Genomic DNA, 23,958 nt, shown 5'->3' with positions numbered 1-23,958 from the left:
GGAGGATTTTATTAGCATGGCAAACAAAATGAAACCCATTATGAGATTTCTAGTACTTGTTGCAGTCATCATGTCACTTGTTCTTCCTAACTCAGCATTTGCTGCCTATGCGCATCAACCTGTCCAGATTCAAGATCCAGCTTCGCCAATACAGATTACGGTAAACGGCAAGAACGTAAAATCGGACGTAACACCTAAGTTTATGGACGGTAAAATCTGGGTGTCTGCCGAGGAGATCGCTCACTACTTATATGCGGTGTTTTATGAGTCGATCGACGGCAAATCCTTCACGTTAAAAAATGATTATTACGATATGAAAGCTACATACGGAAGCAACGAAGTTGCTTTAAAGAACGGCTCTACGGTTACGACGGAGATGCCTTTTAAAGAGGGAATTCGCAGTTTTATCCCACTGGATACACTGATGTATGCATTTGAAGCTACATATACGTGGGATGCCTCCAGCAATACGGCCAAAGTGCTATACGATGAGAATCGACATCTTACTGCTGAAGCTGCTCTGCCAGTAGCTGTACCGGGCGTTGATATCACAGCTGTAGGCAAGTCCAGAGACGGCTACTACAGTATTCCGAGCGACGATCCGAACGCCGAAGTAACGGTATGGCGGAAGTCAGCGGACCCGGCCAACTATGTAATCGCTCAACCGAGAAATACCGGCAACGCTTGGTTGATCGCGCCTAAGCCCGGTTACAATGCGGCAACGGGAGCTTTTGAAGGAGGCCTCAGTTATTTATCCGGCGGAGGCAGTAACGACATTATCAGAGTGAGAATTCATTACTCCGATGGCAGGCCCGATAAGGAATTCAAAACGACGATTTCCACAAGCGCAGCGCAAAGTGGTTCCAGCATCCCCAATACAGGGAACGATTTGCTTTTAAGAACGACATTCAACAATGTAAGTGTGTATCTGAACTATGACGGTTATACGTCACCTGGAGATACGATTGCTTATAAGCTTCCGACATCGCCTGTTACCACCATACAGGTTGCCTCGGATCCAGCTAATGAGGTGCAATTCCGGAAAGTAGGAGAGGCAACTTGGAAAGATGGCCTTTCACTGGCATGGGATTCGGTCAACAAGCAGTTCAGGGGTTCTATCGTCGGTCTTGAACCTAATACGGATTATGAAGTGAAAGTTAAGGTGCTTAAAGATAATTCTACCTACACCGAGCAAATCAGAACATGGAGAGAAGATGTGCCGATTGCTAGGGATATCCCGATTGCATCCATTTATGAGCCCGGCAAACCGCTGTCTGTTCAAGGGTTAAGAGGGACAGAAAATGGCTATATCCGAATCATTGGAGATGGAAGTACGGTTATCGAAGTAACGGATGAGTTCTGGGAAGCGGTATCGATCGCGCAGTCCGAATATGTGATCTTGGAAAACTTAATCATTCGTGGCGGTAAGCGAAGTGCGATATCCGTTCTCAGTTCAAGTCACCACATTCGCATTGTGAATAGCGATATTTCCCATTTTGGAAGAGAAGCAGCACAATACTTAGCGAAGCAAACGATCGTCGCTAATGCTGATCCCAACTTGGCTGTTGATTTGCGTACGGGTCAAAGTTACTCGGCTAATGCTACGCCGATTAACAATGATTCTGGTATTTTTATCAGCGACGCAAGTCATCTTGTCATTGAAAAGAACTATATTCATGATGCAAGAACCAAAACCAATGCATGGAACGGTGGCGGCGGTAGATCGTGGTACCCTGAGTGGGACGAAAAACATCCGCAAGGTGTAAGTGGCATGTATGCCAGAGGCGGACAAGGTGTTGTTATTCGTTACAACGACATTGTCGGAAGCGATGATCACCGTTTTAACGATGGCATTGAAACTTGGGGGAATGGTGAAGTAGACGGCGGCGTTGGGAAAGATTCCGACGTGTATGGCAATTATTTTGCCTATACCCAAGATGATAGCGTCGAACTAGAAGGTTCGGATATGAACGTAAGATTTTACAACAATAAAATAGAAGGGGTTGCCTTTGGCGTAGGTCTGGATACGAATTATGTAGGTCCCATTTATTTATATAGAAACGTTCTATTAAACTTGGGCGACGAATTTGGATTGATTCAAGGGGCACTCAAGCACGGAGCAGCTGCAAAAGAATCGAGTATGGGAATGGGCGTTAACTATCTGTTTAACAATACCATTCTTAGTGCGGCTAATCATATAACCCGGAAAGACAGTCAAATTTACAGACCGTACTATCGGAATAATATTATCGAATCCTTAGATAGTCCTTTGGCGAATGGCCAAGTCATTATAACGATTAAGCACATGTACAATTATCCCGGTGCTAGCTACGATTACGATTTGTTTAATGGATCTGGGGTAACCACGAATGCTTTAAGTACGACCGGTGGACCTCCGCCGATTGTAGAGCCTAATGGGGTAACGGGTAGCAAAATCGGAACACCTGTAACGGCGATCAATCCGGATTCTAGCAAAAAGGCGACTTTCACCAATAGAGCGGAAGGTGACTTGAGTCAAACCAGTGGAAGCCTTGGTTTTGATAAGGGGACAACGATCAATAACTTTGTTACCGCAGCCGATTACGCTGGTGCAGCACCTGATATCGGAGCTATTGAAAGCGGCAAGGATGTCATCGTTCCGATTAGACCGACAGCTTTAAGATCAGCGGACAGTAAGTATCAGCTTAACTTGACGGGGAATACCACGCAGCAGGTTGTTATTAAAACCGCCGGTATTCCGACTGGAACGAAGTATGATTTGCGCAAAAACAGTGACTATGATTGGTTTACAGTGACCAATGCCCAAGGGAATACGCAAGGCACGATTACGCAAGGTGTGGATTTGGTACTTACAGTAACAGGTTACCCGAAGAAAATCGGCAAAAACTTCTTAGGCGAGCAATTCGGAACAACGATTACAAAAGGTCTTGTTGATCTTGGGAATACCAAGGCGAATGTATTGACGGGGCAGCCGGCAAAAGGTAAAGGCGCTTTCCTCGTGAAGTTGGACGGTGGGCTTTCACTTCCGATTTCGGTTTATGTCACAGAAGGTAACTATGATACGAATTATAGTCTTACTTATAAATACAACGACGGTGTAACATCGGATGCAACGATGACTGTTCATGCAAACGGTACGTCGCTGGGTGAAACCGTGACGCCTCCGACGCCGACGAGAGCTAATTATACGTTTGTCGGTTGGTACGACGAAACGTATGCGAACAAGTTTGATTTTAGCAAAGCTGTTGAGGCGGATACCGTTCTTTACGCGAAATGGCAGCCGATCATTCAAAACTTTACCGTCGCGTTTAATACCAATGGCGGATCAGCTGTTGCGGCCATTTCCAATGTGGCTAGCGGGGCTACGATTGCCAAACCGGCAGATCCGACTAGAAACGGTTATGCGTTTGAAGGTTGGTATACGGATGGAGCGTTGCAGAACGCGTTTAACTTTGCGACGGATGTGATTACACAGAGCATCACACTCTACGCCAAATGGACGGCGCTAGATACAGCGATACCTCAAACATGGGATCAAGCTGGCGTCGATGCGGTTCTGAACAATCCGGCATTTGCAGGTATGCTCGACTTATCGAGTTTTACGACTGCACCAACGGGCAATGTAACTATACACATACCGTTGAACAAGTCGCTTACGATTAAAGGTAATCCGAATGTGGAATTTGTTGGCGTGGCTGTAGTTGGCGAAGGCAATAACGCATTGGCGATTAATAATGTAAAAATGAAATCAGCAGACGCGCAAGCGAAATCAGCTCTGTACTTTGCGTCAGGCAGCAATACGCTTACGCTTGCGGGCACAAACGCCATCACGACGGTACACTCGACACTCATCGTCGGTAATGGCGCAGGAATAGGCGTGCCCGTTGGCAGCGCCTTGACGATCCAGGCAGCGGATGCAAGCCAGACGCTTGCTGTTACTGGCGCCATCGAGGGTGCCGGCATCGGCGGAGGCAAAGGCAGCGCCGCCGGCTCCATCACCATCGCCGGCGGCAAGATTACGGCGACAGCCGGCGGGCACGCCGCAGGCATCGGCGGCGGCCGAGGCGGCGCAGGCGGTGACATTGCGGTCACCGGCGGAACGATTGCACTTGCCAAGGGCGGCAGCAGCTCCGCAGGCATTGGCGGTGGTAATGGCGGCGCAAGCGGCAACATTACCATTAGCGGTGGCACCGTGACGGCCACAGGTGCGAACGCAGCCGCAGGCATCGGCGACGGTGCCCTCGGCACGGGCGGCAACATCACCATCACCGGCGGGACGATTACGGCCAGCGGTGGTTCCTCTGGTGCCGGCATCGGTGGCGCAAGCGGCAATATCACCATTGGCGGTGGCGCGATTACGGCCACGGGCGGTGGCTCTGCGGGCGCCGGTATTGGCGGCAGCACAGGAAACGCAGGCGGTAACATCACCATTACCGGCGGAACGATCAATGCTGTAGGCGGCGGCAATTCCGCCAATGCAGCAGCAGGTATCGGCGGCGGTAAGAATGGCGCAGGCGGCAATATCATGATCAGTGGCGGAACGATTACCGCTACAGGTGGCGGCGTGACGACCGCTATTGGTGCAGGTATTGGCGGTGGTGAAAACGGCGCAAGCGGCAACATTCTGATTTACGGCGAAAATACGCAAGTCACAGCGATTGCGAAAGCTGCCTCCGCTGCCAACATCGGTGCAGGCTCAGGTGCAGCTCTGACGGGTAATGTCTTTGTGGCATTGCCAAAAGGTAAGCTGAGAAACGTAAGTGCCGACCTAGGGAATACAGTTGCATTCTCGTCTACGACGGGGGCGCAAGGTGCGGTAACAGCGGAATTACCTTCACCGCTGAACGTTGCTCCATTCCCGGCATCCGTAGGCGTGGTATCCAACCTAACTACAACCCCGACGAACATGTCTGTGATTACAACGCTTACGGATGGTGGAGTTGTGTTTGGCTATCCGAACGCCACGCCTATCACGAAGACGGGGGTTGACCTCGTGGCGCCAGGTGCGGCTGTATCCTTTGAGAAGCCTATTTCAACGAGTCTTGTCGTCAACTTCCCAGGCATTGAGAATGTCATGGTTGAGTACTACAAGACCTCATGGATGAATGCGGGTACCTATAGTGACGGCGCTGTCATTCCTTTTGAAAATGGCAGCCTGACGACAGGCAAGTATACGGTGCGCGTTCGCAAGGGTGGTATGTCGTATACGTTCCCGGGTGTGACCTTGTATGAAAATCAGGCGAATGTATTCAATGTGCCTGTTGAAACGATTACGGTTAACGGCATTAACGGAGAAAGCAAACTCTCGATTGTGCAGTCAGATTGGGTATATCAGACGTTGGCGTATCATAACGGAGACACGGCGACTTTTAACGTATTTGCGAATCAAAGTGCTTATGAATTGCAGATCATTCATACTGGTTTTCATAAAATCATCCTAGGCGGTGTTTCAGCGGGCAGCAAGGTTGATATTAGCAGCTACTTCTACACGGTTACCGTTCCTCAAGGTGTATCAACCGTTAGATTGCAGTCCAACAACTGGATTATTAACCCCGCTCAAGCAGGCACTGTGATTCCGTTGCTGAAAACCAATCAGCTGGCGAAGATGAGCTATGTGTACAACGGTCAGACAATCAATGTGGAGTTTCTACTCGATGGGACAGATCCGTTTGCAGCTGTGTCAACTCAATAGAAAGTCGTAGCTCTCAATTGCAAGAAGTCAGATCTTTACGCTGTAAAAATGTGGCTTCTGATTTTGTCAGGAGCCCTATTTTTTTAACTAACTCTTGTTGAAATTCACAAACGTGAAAAGATTTCATTGACGTGAATATCTAGTCGGGATATAATTAAATCACAGAGAAAGCGATTCCAACTAAGTGTTCTACATATCAAGTACACATAAATGGGAGGGTTTTATTTTGAAAAAGACGAGTCTGGTTGTATTAAGCAGTATGATGGTAGTAACGCTTGCAGCTTGTGGTAACGGTCAAACAGAATCAACGGCAACGACGAGCAGTGCACCTGCACCTGCAGCGGCTACAGCTGCTGCGCCACCGAAAGAAGTAACACTGAAGTTAGGTTTGCCGGGAAGTTACGACGTTACTAAGAAAGAGATTATCGAAGGTTTTCAAAAGAAATTCCCTTATATTAAGTTGGAGATTCAAGATGCGCCATGGGCTGAATTTGCTACGAAAATTACAGCACAAATTGCCGGCAACAATGCGCCAGATATCTGGTTCCAAGAAAATGCGATCGTCCTTGGTTACGGGAAGCGGGGGGTAGCAGAGGATCTTGCGCCCTATGTGAAACGCGATATCAAAGAAAGCGATTATGTTAGCATGCTGAATGCAGCCAAAGGATCGGATGGAAAGATGTGGGGCATACCGCACGGCATTAATCCAGTCGCGCTAGCGTATAACAAGAAGATTTTCAAAGAGGCAGGCGTTGCTGAGCCAACAGAAAATTGGACTTACCAGGATATGTTGGATACAGCTAAGAAGTTGACAAAAGACACGAATGGCGACGGTAAAACAGATATTTACGGCATGTCCGTCGAAAATAATATGACACAAGGTTTCTTCCTATGGTCGAAGATTTATGGAGGCGGCTGGTTGGATGAGACCAAAACGAAGTCCATGCTCTTAGATCCGAAAACCGTGCAAGGGATAACGGCATGGCAAAATGCAATGAAGAGCGGGATTGCACCAACGTTCGACGTTTTGGAAAAGAACGGAAAAATCGCTCAAATGTTCGGTGAGAACAAAATCGGTATGATGATTATGCAATATAGCGGACAGCTTACATACAAGAAAGATTATCCGAATCTCGACTACGACACAGTGATGGTCCCTAAAGGTTTAGACGGCAAACGAGTGGTTCCGTTGGTTGCGAATTCGTGGGTTATCTTCTCTAAAGCGAAGAAGGAACAGAAGGATGCAGCGTGGGAGTTCTTGAAATATTTCTTAGGTGATGAAGCGCAAGGATATTTGGCAGCAAGTGGTGCTTCGCTTCCAGTTAAGACTTCGGCTAACAGCAAGCTGGATCTGAACACGAATCCGAAAAACAAAAAAGCATTCACCGAGGGCGTTGCTCAAGCAGGTATGACCACAGATGAAACACCGTTCTGGAATGAAATGAAGACGACGGTTCAACCGGTCTTTATTGAAATGTTCAAAGGAACCAAAACCGTAGAAGTAGGCTTGAAAGAAGCGAATGATAAGTTAAATACGGTTATTAATAACAACAAGTAGCCAGATTGCCAAGTTTAGGAGGAGGTTAACGCCTCCTTCTATATTTATGAAGTTAAGGAGTGTTGCGTCATACAAAGGTACAATTATTGGGGATATATACTCACGTTGCCATTTGTCATCGGTTTTCTCATTTTCCAAGCGTATCCTTTTATTTTCTCCTTGTATCTAACCTTTACGAAATGGGACATGTTCAATGCTCCACAGTGGGTAGGTCTTCAAAACTGGAAGTCGATTTTTCATGAGAAGCAAATGTACTATTCGTTTCGCAATATTTTCTTTTTTGCAGTGATCTTTGTGCCATTGAAAACGGGGATCGCGTTCGTTGCGGCGTATGTATTAAACCAGTCGATTCGCTTAAAAGGATTCTTTCGGGTCATTTTCTTTTTACCCGTCATTACGCCTTGGATCGCAGCAGGTATGGTCTGGTCATGGATTCTAAATTCTAACTTTGGTGTCGTCAATTTGCTGCTCGGTTACGTGAACCTGGGCCCTTACAAATATCTGGATAACCCGAATTGGTGGGTTGTCATTGGATGTGTAGCCATAGCGAATGTTTGGAAGGGTATGGGGAGCTCCATGGTTCTCCTGCTGGCAGGTATGCAAAATATTTCGAAGGAGTTGTATGAAGCTGCAGATTTAGATGGTGCCTCGAAATGGCAAGTGTTCATACGCATTATCGTTCCACTCGTCTCGCCGATGGCCTATATGGTACTTATCCTTTCAACGATTTCTGCATTTCATGCTTTCGATTCCTTCCTTACATTGGTCGGTGCACCTGGCGGAGTCAGGGACCAATTGCTGACCGTGAACATTATGATTTACCGCGATGCTTTTATTTTATTCAAAATGGGACCTGCTTCCGCAATGGCCTGGCTGCTATTCATTGTGATTTTGATCATTACCATCTTCCAACGCAAGATGGAGAAGAGGTGGGTGCACTATGACTAAAGAATCCAAATTAAGCGCAACTTTGCTTTATTCGTTTTTAATCATAGGTGGTTTATGCATGTTCATTCCCTTCTATTGGATGGTCATAACCTCGATCAAAACAGGAGCGAAAGTACTGCAGTTGCCGCCGCAGTGGTTTCCTGATCCCATGACGTGGCAACATTATGCTGCAGCATGGAACAGCCAAAATGTGCATTTTGCCAGGTATACCATGAACAGTACATTTGTAACAGTTCTCGATGTGGCCGGAACGATGATTTCATGTGCCGTGATCGCATTTGGGCTTGCTATGTTTGAATTTAAATTAAAAAAATGGATCTACTTGGCTATGGTGTCGACGTTGATCTTGCCTGGTCAGGTGACGATGGTTCCGCAGTATTTCATTTGGAAAAACTTGAATGCTCTCGACACGTTCTATCCGTTAATTGTGCCAGCCTTCCTGGGTGGGGCATTTGGAATTTTTCTCATGCATCAATTTTATAAAACATTGCCTAGAGAGCTTTTTGAAGCAGCACTTATCGATGGTTACACCCCTTGGGGAGTGCTCTGGCGCATTTATATCCCGTTGTCCAAACCTGCGCTTTCGGCGCTCGCTGTGTTCACCTTCATCGGTGCATGGAGTAATACGATGGGACCACTTTTGTATTTAACGGACAACAAAATGTTCACACTGCCGCTCGGTCTCTTGTTCCTTAAGGCAGTAAATGATCAACCGAATGAAATGCCAATCGTGATGGCTGCTGCGTTCCTTATCACCATCCCGGTTATCGTCTTGTTCCTGTTTGCCCAGAAGCAATTTATTCAGGGGATGGCATCGTCCGGTTTGAAGGGGTAAGCGGGAAGGGGGCTAGAAGTGCCCCTTATTGTGGAAAGCAGGAGGTAGTTGAATGAATTTACCGCTTCAGGATAAGGTCATTGTAGTGACCGGTGCGCTTGGCAAAATTGGCTTCGCCTCGGTACGGATGTTTCTGGCCAGAGGAGCCAAAGTCATCGCGAATGACTGGGTAGCTGCGGAGACATCTTCTCGGATGACTGAGCTTCAAGCGCAGTATGGCCCAGATCGCCTGGTTTTCGTGCAGGCCGATGCGAGCAATGGCGATCAGGTCGCCGGCATGTTCCACCAAATCCGCGAGCAGTTTGGTCGCTTGGATGGGTCCTTCCATAATAGCTATACACAGAATCGAAAGCTGGTTGCGGAGTATACGTTGGAGGACTGGAATCAAGTGATTCAAGGCACGCTCACTTCGACATTTCTCATAAGCAAGCATGCGATTCTACTAATGAAGGACTCCGGAGGCGGGTCCATCGTGAATACTTCTTCTGTTCTTGGCGTACAACCGAGGGCAGGAGAAGGGGCTTACGGCTCGTCAAAGGCCGGGATTAATTTCTTGACACAGGTGATCGCTGCCGAGAATGCCGTTCACGGTATACGAGCTAACGTGATTATACCGGGGGATGTGAAAGAGCCGAAGCCCGTGTCGCCGGAGAAAGCAGAAGAGCTGCGAAAGAGTACCTGGCTTGGACGCAGCGGAACTCCGGACGAGATTTGCGAGCTTGCTTCGTTCCTGCTGTCCGATGCTGCTTCGTATATAACGGGATCGCTGTATACGATTGACGGAGGGATTCGGATATGAAGAAACGAGTCGCAGCGATCATTACACAGTACAAACTCAACTCGCACGCAGATGTGATTGTGAGCAGACTGCTAGGCGAGCTAGGCTATGAACCGCAAGTCGAGGTAGTCGCTATGTATGTTGAGCAAGTAACGGATAAAGACTTGAGTGGCGAGCTGTCCGCCAAACATGGTGTATCCATCTGCGCTACGATTGAGGAGGCTGTTGCCTATGGTGCTCCTGAACGGGGAATTGATGGTGTTGTCATCATCGGGGAACATGGGGATTACCCATGGAATGAGAAACAACAGCATTTGTATCCAAGGCTGCGTTTTATGAGAGAAACGTTGGCTGCCATGGATCGCCATGGCATTCGTGTACCTATCTTCCTTGATAAGCATTTCTCTTACGATAATGAGGATGCGCGTTGGATGTATGAAGAAGTGAAAACACGGGGCATTCCATGTATGGCGGGATCCTCCATACCCTATACAGATTATGTACCGCACTTCGATCGCTCCTTTCTGCAGGGAGGCCGTACTTTCTTTGTCGTCAGTCATGGGGGACACGAATCCTACGGATTTCATGGCATGGAAGTACTGCAGGTACTGGCGGAGCATCGACATGGTGCCGAGACGGGTGTTGCTTCTGTTCATAGCTTAGCTGGCGATGAGATGTGGCAAGCTATGGACCGGGCTGAATGGCCGGAGGCGCTGATGATGCAAGCGCTCGCACTCGAGCCAGAGCTATCTGGCAGACATCCACGCAACGAATGCCCAGATCCTGCGCTGTTTGTTGTCACCTACAAAGATGGCACGAAGGGATATGTGGCGCAGCTTCATAAATTTGCTACAAGATGGAGCTTTGCTGTTCAAGATCAGGCAGAGACTAGTATCGCTGCATACTGCAATACAGGGCGAGAGCGGCCCTATAGTCATTTCACTAAATTGACTGAACTGATTGAAGAGATGGTCCTTTATGGTACGCCCCCGTGCCCAATTGAAAGAAACCTGCTGACAACGTACCTCATCAATACAGCAATGGAATCCTTGTATCTCAAGAGTCCGTTGTCCTTAGACGCATGGAGCGTTGTCTATGATCCAAAGAATAAAGTTGAATAATAGTAATTAAAAGAATGAACTAGTATGAGAGTGTCAACACTGGGCAGCTAATTCTAATCCAATCATGGAGGTCTATATATGCGATCTGAAGTAATGAGTTCAAGCAGCAGCAAACCGATCTCGGCAGCTATTCAAACGGATTCATTGGTATTCGTATCGGGGCAAGGTGGTCTTGATCCGCTGACAGGTGCTGTTGTTGGCAGGGATTTGGAATCACAAACCGTTCAAACGATGGCGAATATTAGTCAGATTCTCGCCGCTGCTGGACTTACTTTTGACGATGTGGTGAAATGTAATATTTATTTAAGCGATAGAAAGCTGTATGAAGAATTCAATGACATTTACAGACGTTTCTTCACAAGCCCGTTTCCTAGCCGCACTGCTGTTTATTGTGATTTGAATTACGATCTTCTCGTTGAAATTGATGTTATTGCTCAGAGGCGGAACTAAGGGAGAGAAGGAGCATATGGAAGCGTACGTATACACTTGCATCTATCAGAGTGGCCCCGAAGTGTGCTGGGAGGAAATAGGGAGTATACCGCTCGTGGATACCGTTACCGGAGAACAAGCGCGTTTACACACAACCGTGAAAATCTGCCGCACGGATAGCTATCTCCATGTGCGCTTCGAATGTGCCGACGATCATATCGTTGCCACCTATGAGAATCGGGATGATCCTATATATAAGCAAGATGTCGTTGAAATCTTCATCGATGAAAGCGGGGCGGGCAGGTTCTACAAAGAATTTGAGCTTAGTCCCCGCAATGTCGTATTCGATGCGCTCATTGATAAAGAAGATGGGCAGAAACAGAAGGTCGATGCCAGCTGGAACCTGGACGGATTGCTGACGCAGGTAACGTGGCCAGAGGAGGGGAAGGCCCTGTACGACATGGCACTTCCTATCGCTTCCTTCGACCCCCCGCCTGCTCCGGGCATGAAATGGAGAATCAATCTTTACCGTATTGACGAAGATTCCACGGGCCAGCGCCATTATTGGGCCTGGTCGCCAACGGGGGAACGAAGGAATTTCCATGTGCCAGCGAAATTTGGCACGCTTGTTTTTAATTGAAATAATTTCCTTTTATGACAATAGACATAAGCAGTGGGTTACACTACAATGAATATAACGCTTTCATATAGATGAAACGATTTCAAAGGGGGATTTATGAATTGGAAAAAAATCAAGCGCATAAAGTCAAATCAGCAGATCGAGTGTTGGACATATTTGAGTTATTTACGGGAGGGACCGATTCCTATAATTTATCGGAAATTGCTAAAAAATTAGAGATGCCTCCGAGCAGCACCTATCTCATTTTACAAAACATGTTGAACCGCGGGTACCTAGAAGTCGATAAGTCAGGCAAGCAATTCCGGATTGGCTATAAATTATTTACCATTCGTAATCGCTACATCCAGAATACAAGTTTGACTGGCGAGTTCTATCAGATTGCCGATAAGATCACGGAGGATTTGAATGAAACGGTTAGTTTATCCGTGAGAAGCGGCAACCAGCTGCTGTATCTTGGGGAGAAAATAAGCAGTCAGGCATTGCGCTTTACGCCTAATCAAAGCGATGTATTTCCTTTACATGCAACAGCATCTGGTAAAATTTTGCTTGCTGACTATTCAGAAGTAGAATTGCATGCGCTTTATCCAGAAGAAAAGCTGGAACAAGTGACAAGTAAAACGATCTCCTCCTTAAAGGAGCTAAAACTTGAATTAGAAAAAGTAAGATCGCAAGGTGTTGGTTACAACTTGGGTGAAACAGTGCTAGGCGTACATTGTGTCGCAGGGGCTGTACTTGATGCTGCTAACCAAACTGTAGCTTCCATAAGTATATCTGTTCCTGAGGTGCGCATTACGGATGAGATCTGGGATAAAGTCCATGTATGGATTAAGCGGGCTTGTGAAGAACTTGGTCGCAAAGTGTATAGATAAATTCGGATGGAAGGGAAGCTTCGCTAAATGAGTGATTCGAATTTTAGGAGTCGGTCTTTTACAGAACCCTTTGGTTTCACGAAGAGTATTGAAGGACCTGCCTGCGATCGGGAAGGTAATTTGTACGCTGTGAATTTTGCCCGTAGACATACGGTTGGTAAGGTAACGCCTGCAGCCGAATGTGCCATCTTTCTTGAATTGGCAGAAGGAAGCACGGGCTGCGGGATGCGTACGAATCGGCATGGCGAATTATTCATTGCTGATCATACCGGCCATAACATTCTCAAGGTCGATATCGCGACGCGCCAAATCTCGGTCTATGTGCATGAACCGACGATGAATCAACCGAATGATTTGGCGATTACTTCCAGCGGCGTTATTTTTGCAAGCGATCCGAATTGGAAGGACTCCACGGGGCAAATCTGGCGCGTGGACGGATATGGGCAGGCAGTTCTACTGGAAGCCAACATGGGAACGACCAACGGGATCGAAGTCAGTCCAGATGAGAAGACGTTGTATGTCAACGAAACAAGGCAACGCCGAATCTGGGCCTACGACCTATCAGCGAATTTCCAAATCAGCCATAAACGACTCCTTATTGAATTTCCTGATTTCGGATTAGATGGGATGCGGTGTGACATCGCCGGCAACCTCTATGTAACCCGCCATGGCAAAGGCACGATTGCCAAAATTTCACCAAGCGGTGAGATCCTTGTCGAAGTTCCATTGTTAGGTAAAGACTGTACCAACTTGACGTTCGGGGGACCCGATGGTCGCAGTTGTTACGTGACAGTAGCGGATACTGGCAATATCCAACTATTCCAAGCGGACCTTCCCGGTAGGTGCTGGCAGTTACTTCAAGAGACTTGAGCTAACTGCCCCAAATTCATCATGCTCGAGACGGAGGGGAAATTTATGAAGCTAGCGATTGTAGGCATTTTTCATGAAACGAACACGTTTGCTCCAGGGAAGACCGAGTTGGAAGATTTCGCACAGGAATGGATACAAGGCAATGAACTTTTTTATCAAAGATATGAGCATACACGAACATCCATGGGTGGAGTTATCGATGGGGCACGAGTGGAGCTCGCAGAAATAAGATGCGGCTTGTACACCGCGGCGCCTCCAAGCGGAATGGTCAGCCGTAGAACAGTGGAGGCACTATTTGATTCCGTGGTTTCCTCCATTGATTTATCAGCTGATGGCATCGTTGCCATTCTGCATGGTGCCATGGTAGCGGAAGGCTTTCCAGACATTGAGGGTGAACTCGTTCGGCGTATACGAGAGAAGGCGGGTCCTTCCAAACCCGTTGCAGTCACCTTAGATCTGCACGCCAATATTAGTAAGCACATGGTGGAACAGGTCGACCTCATTGTTGGTTATGACACTTATCCGCATATCGATGCCTATGAGAGAGGCGTGGAGGCGGTTCAGTTGTTAGCACAGACAATCCGCGGAGCAATTAAGCCTGTGAGTGCTTTCGTTCAACCGCGACTTCTCCTTGTACCGCAAGTGATGTTAACTGATGTAGCCGGTCCAATGCGGGAATTAATGGATTGCGCTTTCGCCATAGAAAGTGACCCGAAGGTAGTTAATGTTACTGTAGCAGGAGGCTTTCCCTATAGCGATGTCCCTGATGCTGGCGTTGCTTTTGTGGTGACGACGAATAACGATCAACCGCTTGCCGATCACTATGCGCAAGAACTTGGCCGAATGGCATGGGAACTCCGAGATAGGTTAAAAAGCAATGGATACCCGGCCGCCGAAGCTGTTGCGATGGCTTTTGCCGAGGAGCAAGGACCTGTCATCCTTGTAGAAGGTGCGGATAATGTAGGCGGAGGCGCCCCAGCGGATGCAACCCATGTGTTGAAGCATCTCATTAACGCACCCAAAAAGTGCCTCATGGTGATTCGTGATATAGAAGCTGCACAATTTGCCCATCGTCTAGGTGTTGGTGCTGTTTGTGATGCGAAAATTGGCGGCAAGAGCGGCAAAATGAGCGGCGAACCGATCCCAATAACAGGTGTCATTCGTTTGCTATTTGATGGTAAATACACTCATATTGGCCCTTATATGACCGGGCAATGGGCAGATATGGGAAAAACAGCTGTCATCGAAGCGGGAAATCTCACTGTTATTTTAACGGAAAAGCGCACAGCACCTTGGGATCTTGGGCATGTCACCTCTGTAGGCTTACGCGCTGAAGACTTCCATGTGATCGTTGTGAAATCCGCCATTGCGTGGAAGACAGCTTTTGGTACCCTATGCCAAAAAATTATACAGGTCGACACGCCAGGCTGTTGTGGAGAAAACCTCTACGACTTTCAATATGAACAATTAACTCGTCCCATTTATCCGCTTGATCCTATTTCGTACATGGAGGAATCCCAATGAGAACCTATGAAAAATCCATTGCTAAGCATCAAGCAGCCAAACAGTATCTTGCAGGCGGGGTAGCCAGCTCTTTGCGTGCGTCGATGAAACCAACCCCCTTGTATGCAGAGTCAGCGAAAGGGGCACGTATCTGGGATGTGGATGGTAATGCGTATATTGACTTTTTGCTTGCCTACGGTCCATTAATACTGGGGCATTCGCATGACGGTCTGACAGAAAGTATTCATCAAGCCTTGCAGAATGGCGCTACTTACGGTCTCCAGCATGATGGTGAAATTCAGCTAGCTCAATTGCTAACAGAGGTTCTTCCTTGTGCGGAGAAAGTATCGTTAAGCGGCTCCGGGACTGAAGCTGTTATGCTGGCACTGCGATTGTCACGTGCTTTCACAAACAAAACAAAGGTCGTACGCTTCCATGGACATTACCATGGCTGGTCGGATTCAATCTTCACATCTTTTCCCAGCTCGGATATGAGTCAAAAAGCTTCTGACGACAAAGCTGCTGCTATTCCCCCTGGTACATTCGGACAAAGCGAAAATAGTCTGGATGATATCATCTTACTTCCTTGGAATGATCCTGAGGCATTAGAATCTACGCTGCGCACCAGAGGACATGAAATCGCGGCTGTTATAACAGAGCCGGTCATGTGCAATTCAGGCTGCATTCAACCGAAAGCAGGATACCTAGCGTTGATGCGTAAGCTGACGCAAGAGCTCGATATCGTCATGATTATGGATGAGGTGATTACCGGGTTCCGACTCAGTTTGGGAGGAGCTCATGGAAGATTTGGCATTCGTCCTGATCTGGTCGTGATCGGCAAAGCAATGGGCGGAGGCATCGCCATCAGTGCTGTGGCTGGTAAAGCTGAGATTATGAAGCTTGTGGATGAGGGGAAAGTAAGCCATCTTGGAACGTTAAATGGAAATTGTGTTTCTACCGCTGCAGCGATTGCAACGATAAGCCACCTCGCCCAAGATAACGGTGCTGCTTACAAGCAAATGGAAACACTCTTTACAGAGCTTGCTGATGGTATACGTGCATTACTGAGCAAACACAGTATAGCTGGTGTAGTCAATCAAATAGGACCTGTGATGCACATGATGTTTATTGACGCGATAGAGGTTAACGATTTCGATACGTTTAATAAGCGCGATGCTGCCCAATATACCCGCTTTGCAGAATTAATGCTGGAAGAAGGCGTCTTACTCCGTCCGAATGGGTTATGGTACATTTCTACCGCACACCAATCGGCTGAAATCGAAGCAACTTTGCATGTAATGGATCGCGTGTTCGTTCAGTTAGCACCTCAAACAACGGAAAAACAAAGAGTCACAGGTTAGAACTAAGATGGAGGTTCACGATATGGATACTTTCTTATTTCACCACTTGACACGGGAAGAGATTACGAAATGCGCAAGCGCCGGTTATGCCGCAGTTGTGCCGCTGGCAGCCACAGAGCAACACGGCAAACACCTGAGTGTCTATACCGACAGCCTCATTTGCGAGCATATTAGTACAGAAGCTGTCCGTAAAGCGACAGCAGGAGGAAAGGCGAAGCTGCTCCTTACACCACAATTGTCGATCGGTTGTTCCAGTCACCATCTTGCCTTTGGCGGTACGCTTTCTTTTTCACCTGAAACGTACTTACGGATGCTCAAAGAAATTGGTGAAAGCTTAATTAAGGATGGATTTCGCAAAATCATTTTTATTAATGCGCATGGCGGCAATGCCAATATGATGAACCAAGCAGCACAGGACTTAGCTGTCCAGCATCCGGTGTGGGTCGCTTCCGCTTCCTACTGGAACGCAGCAGGGGACACGATTGCAGCTGCAAGGGAAGAAAATCGAGGAATGGTGGCAGGGCATGCCGGTCGGTTTGAAACCTCCCTCATGCTGGCGTTGAATGAACGGCTTGTACGTAAGGAGCTCATTCCGAAGGAGCATCCTGAGCTCGATTGGATATTTGGTGCACGGGCGGGTACGTTTATTGGTTGTCATGGCAAGCTAACAGGGGCTGATGGTTTTACCGATAGCAGCGAGGCTGCTTCCGCCGAGCAAGGACTTAAGTATTTAGCTGCCATCGTAGATGGTGTAGCTCAGTGGTTCGTAGATTGCTATACGACAATGGATAAGGAGTGTAAGGGATGACAACATACACGGTAGTCGTAACGGATTATGGGTTTCCAGATTTGAAGCAAGAAGAGGATGTTTTGTTGCCCATGGGCGTGAAGCTCCTTTCGGGACAATGCAAAACGCAAGAAGAAGTGCTGCAATTAGCTAGACATGCAGATGCAATTATATCCGAAAGAGCGCCAATTACTAAAGCAGTCATCGACAGCTTGGAGCGCTGTAAAATCATCGTCAGATATGGCGTCGGTGTAGATAACGTGGATATAGAAGCGGCCAAAGCGAGAAATATTCCTGTCGTCAACGTTCCGGACTATGGAACGGGCGAAGTCGCCGATCATGCGATGTCCTTGCTGCTTGCGAGCGTCCGTAAAATTCCGCAAGTGGTTGCCCAAGTACGCCGAGGCGTATGGCAAATAACGCCATGCCGCCCGCTTATGGGACTTAACGGGAAAACGTTAGGGATCGCCGGGTTCGGCAATATCGGTAAAGATGTGGCCAAGCGAGCGCAAAGCTTCGGCATCAACACGATCGGTTACGATCCTTATGTGCAGCAGGCGGTTTTTGAACAAAATAACACGCAGAAGGTGGATTGGCATCAATTGCTGGAACAAAGCGATATGATCTCCGTTCATCTTCCATTAACAGCGGATACGAAACATATTTTCAATCGAGATGCTTTTGAGCGAATGAAATCAACGGCTTACCTCATCAATACGTCCAGAGGAGCGGTCATTCACACTGAAAGCTTAATAGAAGCTTTATTAAATAACGAAATTGCCGGTGCCGCATTGGATGTGCTAGAGCAGCAGCCTGTTGCGCTGGACAGTCCTCTGTTGAAAATTGAGCAGTGCTTGATTACAAGTCATTGCGCTTGGTATTCGGAAAGTTCATTAAACCGACTGCAGCGACATGCCGCTTTGGAAATTCAACGCATATTTAACGGAGAGCGTCCGAAGCATATCGTGAATGGCGTGGAGGTATACTCAGCATGAATACGCTGGTATATAACGGGCCGAGGCAATTAAGTCTAGAGGACAAAGACGATCCGCATGCGGGTCCTGGAGAGGCTGTCATTAAGGTTGAAGCCGCTGGGATTTGCGGCAGCGAGTTGGAAGGCTATCTGGGCCACAGCAGCGTCCGAATTCCGCCGTTAATTATGGGGCATGAGTTTTGTGGGACGATTGTTGGCATCGATTACAAGTCAGGTGCAACTGCAGGCTTTGCTTTAGGTGACAAAGTCGTAGCCAATCCGCTAATCTCTTGCGGCTCTTGCGACCGCTGCATGATCGGCAAGCGTAACCTGTGCCGTCACCGTGAATTAATTGGCATTCATCGACCAGGCGCTTTTGCGGGTTACGTGACCGTACCTGTAAGCAGCTTGTACCAGGTGCCTAAAGAAATGGATGCCGCTGTCGCCTCATTGGCGGAGCCGCTAGCCGTATGCATTCATGCGATCAAGTTAGGGCTTCCGTATTTGGATGATCTCATTATTTATGGAGCCGGTACAATTGGCTTGCTGACGTTGCAGGCAGCATTAAACATGGGCGCAAATAAAGTGTTGGTCGTGGATCGGCAGGAAGTGCGGCTGCATCATGTCAAGCTTCTAGGTGCTGAGGTGGCGACACCTGAGCAAGTGGAAGAAAAAGCAGCGGAGCTGTTCGCGCAGCGGGGGATCGATACGATCATCGATTGCGTCGGTGCAACCGCCGTGAGACAGCAAGCGTTGCAGCTGATTAATCCTGGCGGGAACATCGTGCTGGTTGGCTTAGGCAGTGATGAATCGCCTTTGAAAATGAACCATCTTGTTCGTCAAGAGGTGAACATACTTGGTTCTTATTCCTATACGGATGCGGATTTTAAACATGCGGTGCAAATGCTGGTCAGTGGGAAAATCAGAACGGAGGGTTGGCTGGCGAAACGCAATCTGTCAGATGGACCCGACACTTTCCGGGCTTTAGTAGACGGTAAAACAGAATTTAGCAAATTTATCTTACAACCTTAAACCGGAGGGCGACACCATGCGATTTGAGAAAAAGGTTTTCATTGTTACCGGCGGCGCTACAGGTATTGGTCGAGCCACTTCCATACGCTTAGCTCAAGAGGGCGCCAACGTTGTGATCGCCAACCGTTCGGAAGCGAACGCCATGGAGACGCTAGAGCAGATGAAAGATTCGGCGGGAAAAGCCATTTTTGTCAAAACCGATGTGGGTCAGTCTACCGATATACAGAGGGTGATTCAGACCGCGGTTGATACGTTTGGCAGGCTGGATGGCATTGTCCATAGTGCTGCGATTGAATCTTTGCTCGGGGTTGTCGATTTGTCCGAGGAGGAGTGGCACAACACGATCAATGTGAATTTAACCTCCGCGTTCTTGTTGGGGAAATACGGCATTCCTCACATGATCAGCAGTGGTGGAGGCGTTATCATTAACGTCGCTTCGGTTCACGCGCAGGCAACGATTAACAACTATGCAGCCTATGCAGCTTCAAAGGGCGGGCTGATGGCTTTGACTAGAAGCATGGCGATTGATTACGCCAAACAAGGGATTCGCGTCAATGCGGTTCTACCCGGTGCGACCGATACGGGCATGTTAAATCGCTATGCGGAGTTAGGTGGATTGCATGGCGCAGATTTGAATGAGGAATGGAAAGACGCCCAGCCGCTTGGCCGCATTGGCCAACCGGAGGAAGTGGCCAACCTGATCTGCTTCATGGCAAGCGACGAGGCGCGATTTATGATTGGCACGGGTGTAGTCATTGACGGAGGGATGTTGGCTGAGCTATGAAACAGTACATCGCGATTTTACCGATGCTAGATGAGGAAAAGAATCGAATGCATCGACCAGCTCACTTGGCTTATTTGGAGGATCTGGAAAAGAAGGGTTCGATTTATCTCAAAGCTCGTTTTGTAGACGGAGCAGGCGGCATGGTGATTTACAATGCGAACTCGTTGGAAGAAGCTGAAAAGCTGGCTACGCAAGACCCGTTCGTTATCCATGGGGCGCGCTCCTGCGAGTTCCACGAACTGCTCATCGTATGATGGAACACATCCGCTTGGAGAATGAGCACTTGTTGATTGACATCATTCCTGCACTCGGTACTAAAATCTGTTCGCTCGTCAATAAAAAGACCGGAAAACAGTGGATGGATCAACCTGAGGGAAGGGGAGAGTTTCGTGAGCCTCGCTATGGCAGCTTGTGGGAGGAATGGGATCGATGCGGATGGGATGAATTATTTCCCAGCATAGATAGCTGTTCCTATCCGGTTGATCCATGGAAACATATCCAAATTCCCGATCACGGAGAAGTATGGGCATTGCCGTGGGTGTGCAACAAAGTCTCCGACCTAGAGATGCATGCTGTTGTTCAAGGACGCAGCCTGCCTTACCAACTGGAGAAAAAGATGGTTTTGAAAGGTAGTCAGGTCCTTTTCTCTTATCGTTTAACGAATTTGAGCGAGCATGAGATGCCTTATTTATGGGCTCCGCATCCGATTATCGCTGCTACGGAATCTATGCGCATCTGTTTGCCTACATCTGTAAGCCAAATCATAACGACCGTTTCGTTAGATCAGCGATTGGGACAATGGGGAACGGTGAAGGAATGGCCAGCTTTTATCGGCGAGGACGGGGCTAAAGTAGACATAGATAAGATGCCCGCACGTCATTCTGGTGTGGCCGATAAATTTTATGTAATGTCACCTCTTCAAGAGGGCTGGTGTTCCGTAGTTGAGGAAGCGACAGGAGAGCGATTTACACTCATTTTTGATGTGAAAACAGTTCCTTATTTGGCCTTCTGGATGAATGGCGGCGGTTGGAATGATCATTATCACCTTGCGTTGGAGCCAGCAACAGGGTATTTGGATAATGTGAGCATCGCTCATGGTTTGAACAGCTGTTCGGTCGTGCCAGGCAGCGGCGTCAATGAGTGGGCGTTAACTTTGGAAATCAGCTAGATCCATAGGAGAGTGGACGCATTGATAGGTAAAGTATATCCATCGGAAAAGAAGTCGTACATCGATGAAAAAACGGGAAAACAAGTGTGGCAGCTGACCGACGGCGCCTCCAACAATGTTCATCTCTATTTTACGGATAATTCATTTACGCTCGGGGATGAGGAAATTTACTTTCTCTCCGATCGCGGGAGTGAGCGAGGGCTGTACAATTTTTTCAAGATGGATCTGGCAACAGAACTTATGACGCAAATGACAGACGAACCCGAAGGTGTCGGCTACACCGGCTTCAGCACGAAGACACCGGACAGCGAGCTGTTAGTCTACATTACAGGCAACAAGATCAAAAAGGTGAATACCCGAACGGGAGAGATCACCGTTGTATACGAAGAAACCGAGGGTATGACGTTATGGTCTCCTTTTATTAGTCCAGATAAAAAGCTAGTGGGCTTCTGCCGCAACGAAGATGTTTCCATTACATATGGCAACAATTACGCGGGCTTCAAGGAGACGATGTATGCGATCAAGCGGGGCTTCGTCACGATTGCTCATCTGGACGGTTCCAAGGTCTATAATGCTTTTGAAGATACCCACTGGCTGGGGCATTTTCAATTTTCGCCGCATAACAGCGATCAGGCTATGTTCTGTCATGAGGGGCCGTGGAATCAGGTTCATCAACGTATCTGGCTGCTGGACATTCCCACCGGCAAAGTAACTCCCTGTTTTAGACAGGAAGAAGACGATTGCGTTGGGCATGAGTTTTGGACGCGAGACGGCTTAATCTTCTTCGATAATCGCAGAAAAGGGCATGACGGCACGATTACCTCGAAGCGCACGCAAGCTACAATCGTGGCGGAGAAAAGCGGGCAAACGCCTTACATCGGCTTGGCTGATGAGAACGGCAAGGTCCTTAACACGATCTCGATGCCACATTATTGCAATCATTATCATGCTAACAACGATAACAGCCTGTTGGTCGGGGATGAAGTCGATGATATCGTCCTCATCACATTGAAGGATGGTCAAACGGAGCTGCAAACATTATGTACGCACCACACTTCATGGGGCTCCCAGATGTCGCATTGTCATCCGACGTTCAGCTGGAAGGCTGACCACATTTTATTCGCCTCTGACCGAAGCGGGACGATACAGCTCTACTTGACGGAGGTGAATGGGGAATGAAAAAGAAGAATCTATTGTTTATTACAACGGATCAACAAAGACAGGATTCACTGCCCTGTTATGGGCTCAATTTTATGCAAACGCCGAATCTGGATTGGATTGCTAATCAGGGCATGGTGTTTAACAACTGCTATGTGACAGCTCCCGTATGCGGACCCAGCCGGTCATCCATGATGTGCGGGCAGTATCCTTCAGTCATCGGGACGTTATCCAACGATACGAATCTTCCTGAAGGAACGCCGGTATGGCCGGAGATAGTTGGCAGAGAAGGCTACCAAACGGCTGCAATTGGTAAAATGCATTTTACTCCATGGGATCAACTAGGCGGGTTTAAAGAGCGAATTATTTGTGAGGACAAACGGCATTTTTATTTACCGGATGATCATTATACCTTTCTGAAACACAACGGATTGGACCGTTCGAGTCCGGTTGAGTTTCCGGAATATCAGGAATCACTCGGAGCGCCGTATTTTATTCATGAAAAGAAGTTCCACCCCGATGTCTTTGTTGCAGAAAGCGCGGCACAATGGTTGGGAACGAATGGCGACGAGCCTTTTGCCGTTTGGGTAAGTTTTCCGAGCCCGCACGATCCTTACGATCCGCCTGCTGAAATGAAGGATATGTATGAACATTGCGACATTCCTGAGCCGATTCAAGGTTCTGTAGAAGCAAACTATATGTTGGAAGATCAGCTGGCGTTCTGCAGGGATACGGAAAATAATTCGGTTTTCAGAATTGATCCTACGAAGGCAACTCCTGAGCAAATCAGAAGATGGCGGAAGCATTACTATGCGACCATTTCTCTAATCGATGAAGGCATTGGCAAGATGATTGATGTGTTAAGGGAAAAAGGTGTGCTGGAAGATACGTATATTGTGTTTACAAGCGATCATGGCGATGCGCTAGGTGACCATGGTTTATCCTATAAATATTTCTTTTACGAATCAATGGTCAAAGTTCCACTTCTTGTGTATGGACCAGGAGTGGCGAAAGGCAGCACATGCGATTCCCTCGTTAGTACGGTTAATCTGATGCCGATGTTCTTAGATATGTGTGAGGCTCCTAAACCGAAAACGGTTCAAGGGAAAAGCTTGATGGCGTTAATCGAGAACCCTGAGAAGCCCATTAATAACTACGTTTTTAGTGAATTCCTAGGACGTTCCATGGTGTATGACGGTCGCTATAAATATGTGCATTATATTTCGGGTGGCGAAGAACTGTTCGATGTTCAGGAAGACCCACAAGAGATTACGAATAGATCGAAGGATGAGACAATGTTTGGCATAAAGAGCGATCTGAAAAGCAGATTGATTGAGCATATGTTGGAATGCCAGAGCTTACTTAAACAAAGAACGACCGTAGAAACTCATCCAGAACGGAAACGAATCGATGACGAGTATAAGCAGATGAGAATGAGTATCCCGTCTTAGA

20 protein-coding genes are annotated in these 23,958 nt (G+C 47.8%); all 20 read left to right on the top strand.

What is annotated here, in order from left to right:
• Positions 1 to 16: 16 nt before the first annotated feature.
• The 20 genes from AC58QM_RS09995 to AC58QM_RS09900 all read left to right on the top strand — a co-directional run bounded on the left by AC58QM_RS09995 (position 17) and on the right by AC58QM_RS09900 (position 23,957).
• Positions 17 to 5,692, top strand: a complete 5,676-nt coding sequence (locus AC58QM_RS09995) for an InlB B-repeat-containing protein (protein WP_497283488.1) — start codon at positions 17 to 19, stop codon at positions 5,690 to 5,692.
• Between the two features lie 226 nt (positions 5,693 to 5,918).
• Positions 5,919 to 7,250 carry an ABC transporter substrate-binding protein gene (locus tag AC58QM_RS09990; protein WP_497283486.1) on the top strand — a complete coding sequence of 444 codons (1,332 nt, stop codon included), beginning with the start codon at positions 5,919 to 5,921 and terminating at the stop codon, positions 7,248 to 7,250.
• A 105-nt stretch (positions 7,251 to 7,355) separates the two neighbouring features.
• Complete coding sequence (locus AC58QM_RS09985; protein WP_497283484.1) at positions 7,356 to 8,198, top strand: carbohydrate ABC transporter permease; 843 nt, start codon at positions 7,356 to 7,358, stop codon at positions 8,196 to 8,198.
• Complete coding sequence (locus AC58QM_RS09980) at positions 8,191 to 9,033, top strand: carbohydrate ABC transporter permease (RefSeq protein WP_497283482.1); 843 nt, start codon at positions 8,191 to 8,193, stop codon at positions 9,031 to 9,033. The genes AC58QM_RS09985 and AC58QM_RS09980 overlap by 8 nt, the downstream gene beginning before the upstream one ends.
• Positions 9,034 to 9,085: 52 nt before the next feature.
• On the top strand, positions 9,086 to 9,832 hold the full coding sequence (locus AC58QM_RS09975) for an SDR family NAD(P)-dependent oxidoreductase (RefSeq protein ID WP_497283481.1): 747 nt from the start codon (positions 9,086 to 9,088) through the stop codon (positions 9,830 to 9,832).
• Positions 9,829 to 10,932: a hypothetical protein gene (locus tag AC58QM_RS09970; protein ID WP_497283479.1), complete on the top strand. Its 1,104-nt coding sequence runs from the start codon at positions 9,829 to 9,831 to the stop codon at positions 10,930 to 10,932. Before AC58QM_RS09975 ends, AC58QM_RS09970 begins: the two co-directional genes overlap by 4 nt.
• 78 nt (positions 10,933 to 11,010) lie before the next feature.
• Positions 11,011 to 11,382, top strand: coding sequence for a RidA family protein (locus AC58QM_RS09965; RefSeq protein WP_497283477.1), 372 nt, complete (start codon positions 11,011 to 11,013; stop codon positions 11,380 to 11,382).
• 16 nt (positions 11,383 to 11,398) lie between these two features.
• Positions 11,399 to 12,001, top strand: coding sequence for a carbohydrate-binding family 9-like protein (locus AC58QM_RS09960; RefSeq protein ID WP_497283476.1), 603 nt, complete (start codon positions 11,399 to 11,401; stop codon positions 11,999 to 12,001).
• A gap of 101 nt (positions 12,002 to 12,102) precedes the next feature.
• Entirely contained in the window at positions 12,103 to 12,870 is a 768-nt protein-coding gene (locus AC58QM_RS09955) for an IclR family transcriptional regulator (protein WP_497283474.1), read from the top strand.
• Between the two features lie 27 nt (positions 12,871 to 12,897).
• Positions 12,898 to 13,740, top strand: coding sequence for an SMP-30/gluconolactonase/LRE family protein (locus tag AC58QM_RS09950; RefSeq protein WP_497283472.1), 843 nt, complete (start codon positions 12,898 to 12,900; stop codon positions 13,738 to 13,740).
• Between the two features lie 45 nt (positions 13,741 to 13,785).
• Positions 13,786 to 15,264: a M81 family metallopeptidase gene (locus AC58QM_RS09945; RefSeq protein ID WP_497283471.1), complete on the top strand. Its 1,479-nt coding sequence runs from the start codon at positions 13,786 to 13,788 to the stop codon at positions 15,262 to 15,264.
• Entirely contained in the window at positions 15,261 to 16,604 is a 1,344-nt protein-coding gene (locus AC58QM_RS09940; RefSeq protein ID WP_497283470.1) for an aspartate aminotransferase family protein, read from the top strand. Before AC58QM_RS09945 ends, AC58QM_RS09940 begins: the two co-directional genes overlap by 4 nt.
• A 22-nt stretch (positions 16,605 to 16,626) precedes the next feature.
• Entirely contained in the window at positions 16,627 to 17,412 is a 786-nt protein-coding gene (locus tag AC58QM_RS09935) for a creatininase family protein (protein WP_497283468.1), read from the top strand.
• Positions 17,409 to 18,386 (top strand): C-terminal binding protein, encoded by a 978-nt coding sequence (locus AC58QM_RS09930; RefSeq protein ID WP_497283466.1) that lies wholly within the window; start codon positions 17,409 to 17,411, stop codon positions 18,384 to 18,386. Before AC58QM_RS09935 ends, AC58QM_RS09930 begins: the two co-directional genes overlap by 4 nt.
• A complete protein-coding gene (locus AC58QM_RS09925; RefSeq protein WP_497283464.1) occupies positions 18,383 to 19,396 on the top strand; it encodes a zinc-dependent alcohol dehydrogenase in 1,014 nt (337 codons plus the stop codon). Before AC58QM_RS09930 ends, AC58QM_RS09925 begins: the two co-directional genes overlap by 4 nt.
• A gap of 16 nt (positions 19,397 to 19,412) precedes the next feature.
• A complete protein-coding gene (locus AC58QM_RS09920; protein ID WP_497283462.1) occupies positions 19,413 to 20,180 on the top strand; it encodes an SDR family NAD(P)-dependent oxidoreductase in 768 nt (255 codons plus the stop codon).
• The gene (locus tag AC58QM_RS09915; RefSeq protein ID WP_497283460.1) at positions 20,177 to 20,434 is read left to right on the top strand and encodes a YciI family protein; all 258 of its coding nucleotides are present in this window, start codon (positions 20,177 to 20,179) and stop codon (positions 20,432 to 20,434) included. Before AC58QM_RS09920 ends, AC58QM_RS09915 begins: the two co-directional genes overlap by 4 nt.
• A gap of 29 nt (positions 20,435 to 20,463) precedes the next feature.
• A complete protein-coding gene (locus tag AC58QM_RS09910; protein ID WP_497283459.1) occupies positions 20,464 to 21,348 on the top strand; it encodes an aldose epimerase family protein in 885 nt (294 codons plus the stop codon).
• A 21-nt stretch (positions 21,349 to 21,369) separates the two neighbouring features.
• Positions 21,370 to 22,527, top strand: a complete 1,158-nt coding sequence (locus tag AC58QM_RS09905; protein ID WP_497283457.1) for an oligogalacturonate lyase family protein — start codon at positions 21,370 to 21,372, stop codon at positions 22,525 to 22,527.
• Positions 22,524 to 23,957: a sulfatase family protein gene (locus tag AC58QM_RS09900; protein WP_497283456.1), complete on the top strand. Its 1,434-nt coding sequence runs from the start codon at positions 22,524 to 22,526 to the stop codon at positions 23,955 to 23,957. The genes AC58QM_RS09905 and AC58QM_RS09900 overlap by 4 nt, the downstream gene beginning before the upstream one ends.
• Position 23,958: the final 1 nt, after the last annotated feature.

This window comes from Paenibacillus sp. J22P165, assembly GCF_059692015.1.
Note: the sequence above shows the minus strand (reverse complement) of the source record. Positions and strands in the feature narration are given on the sequence as shown.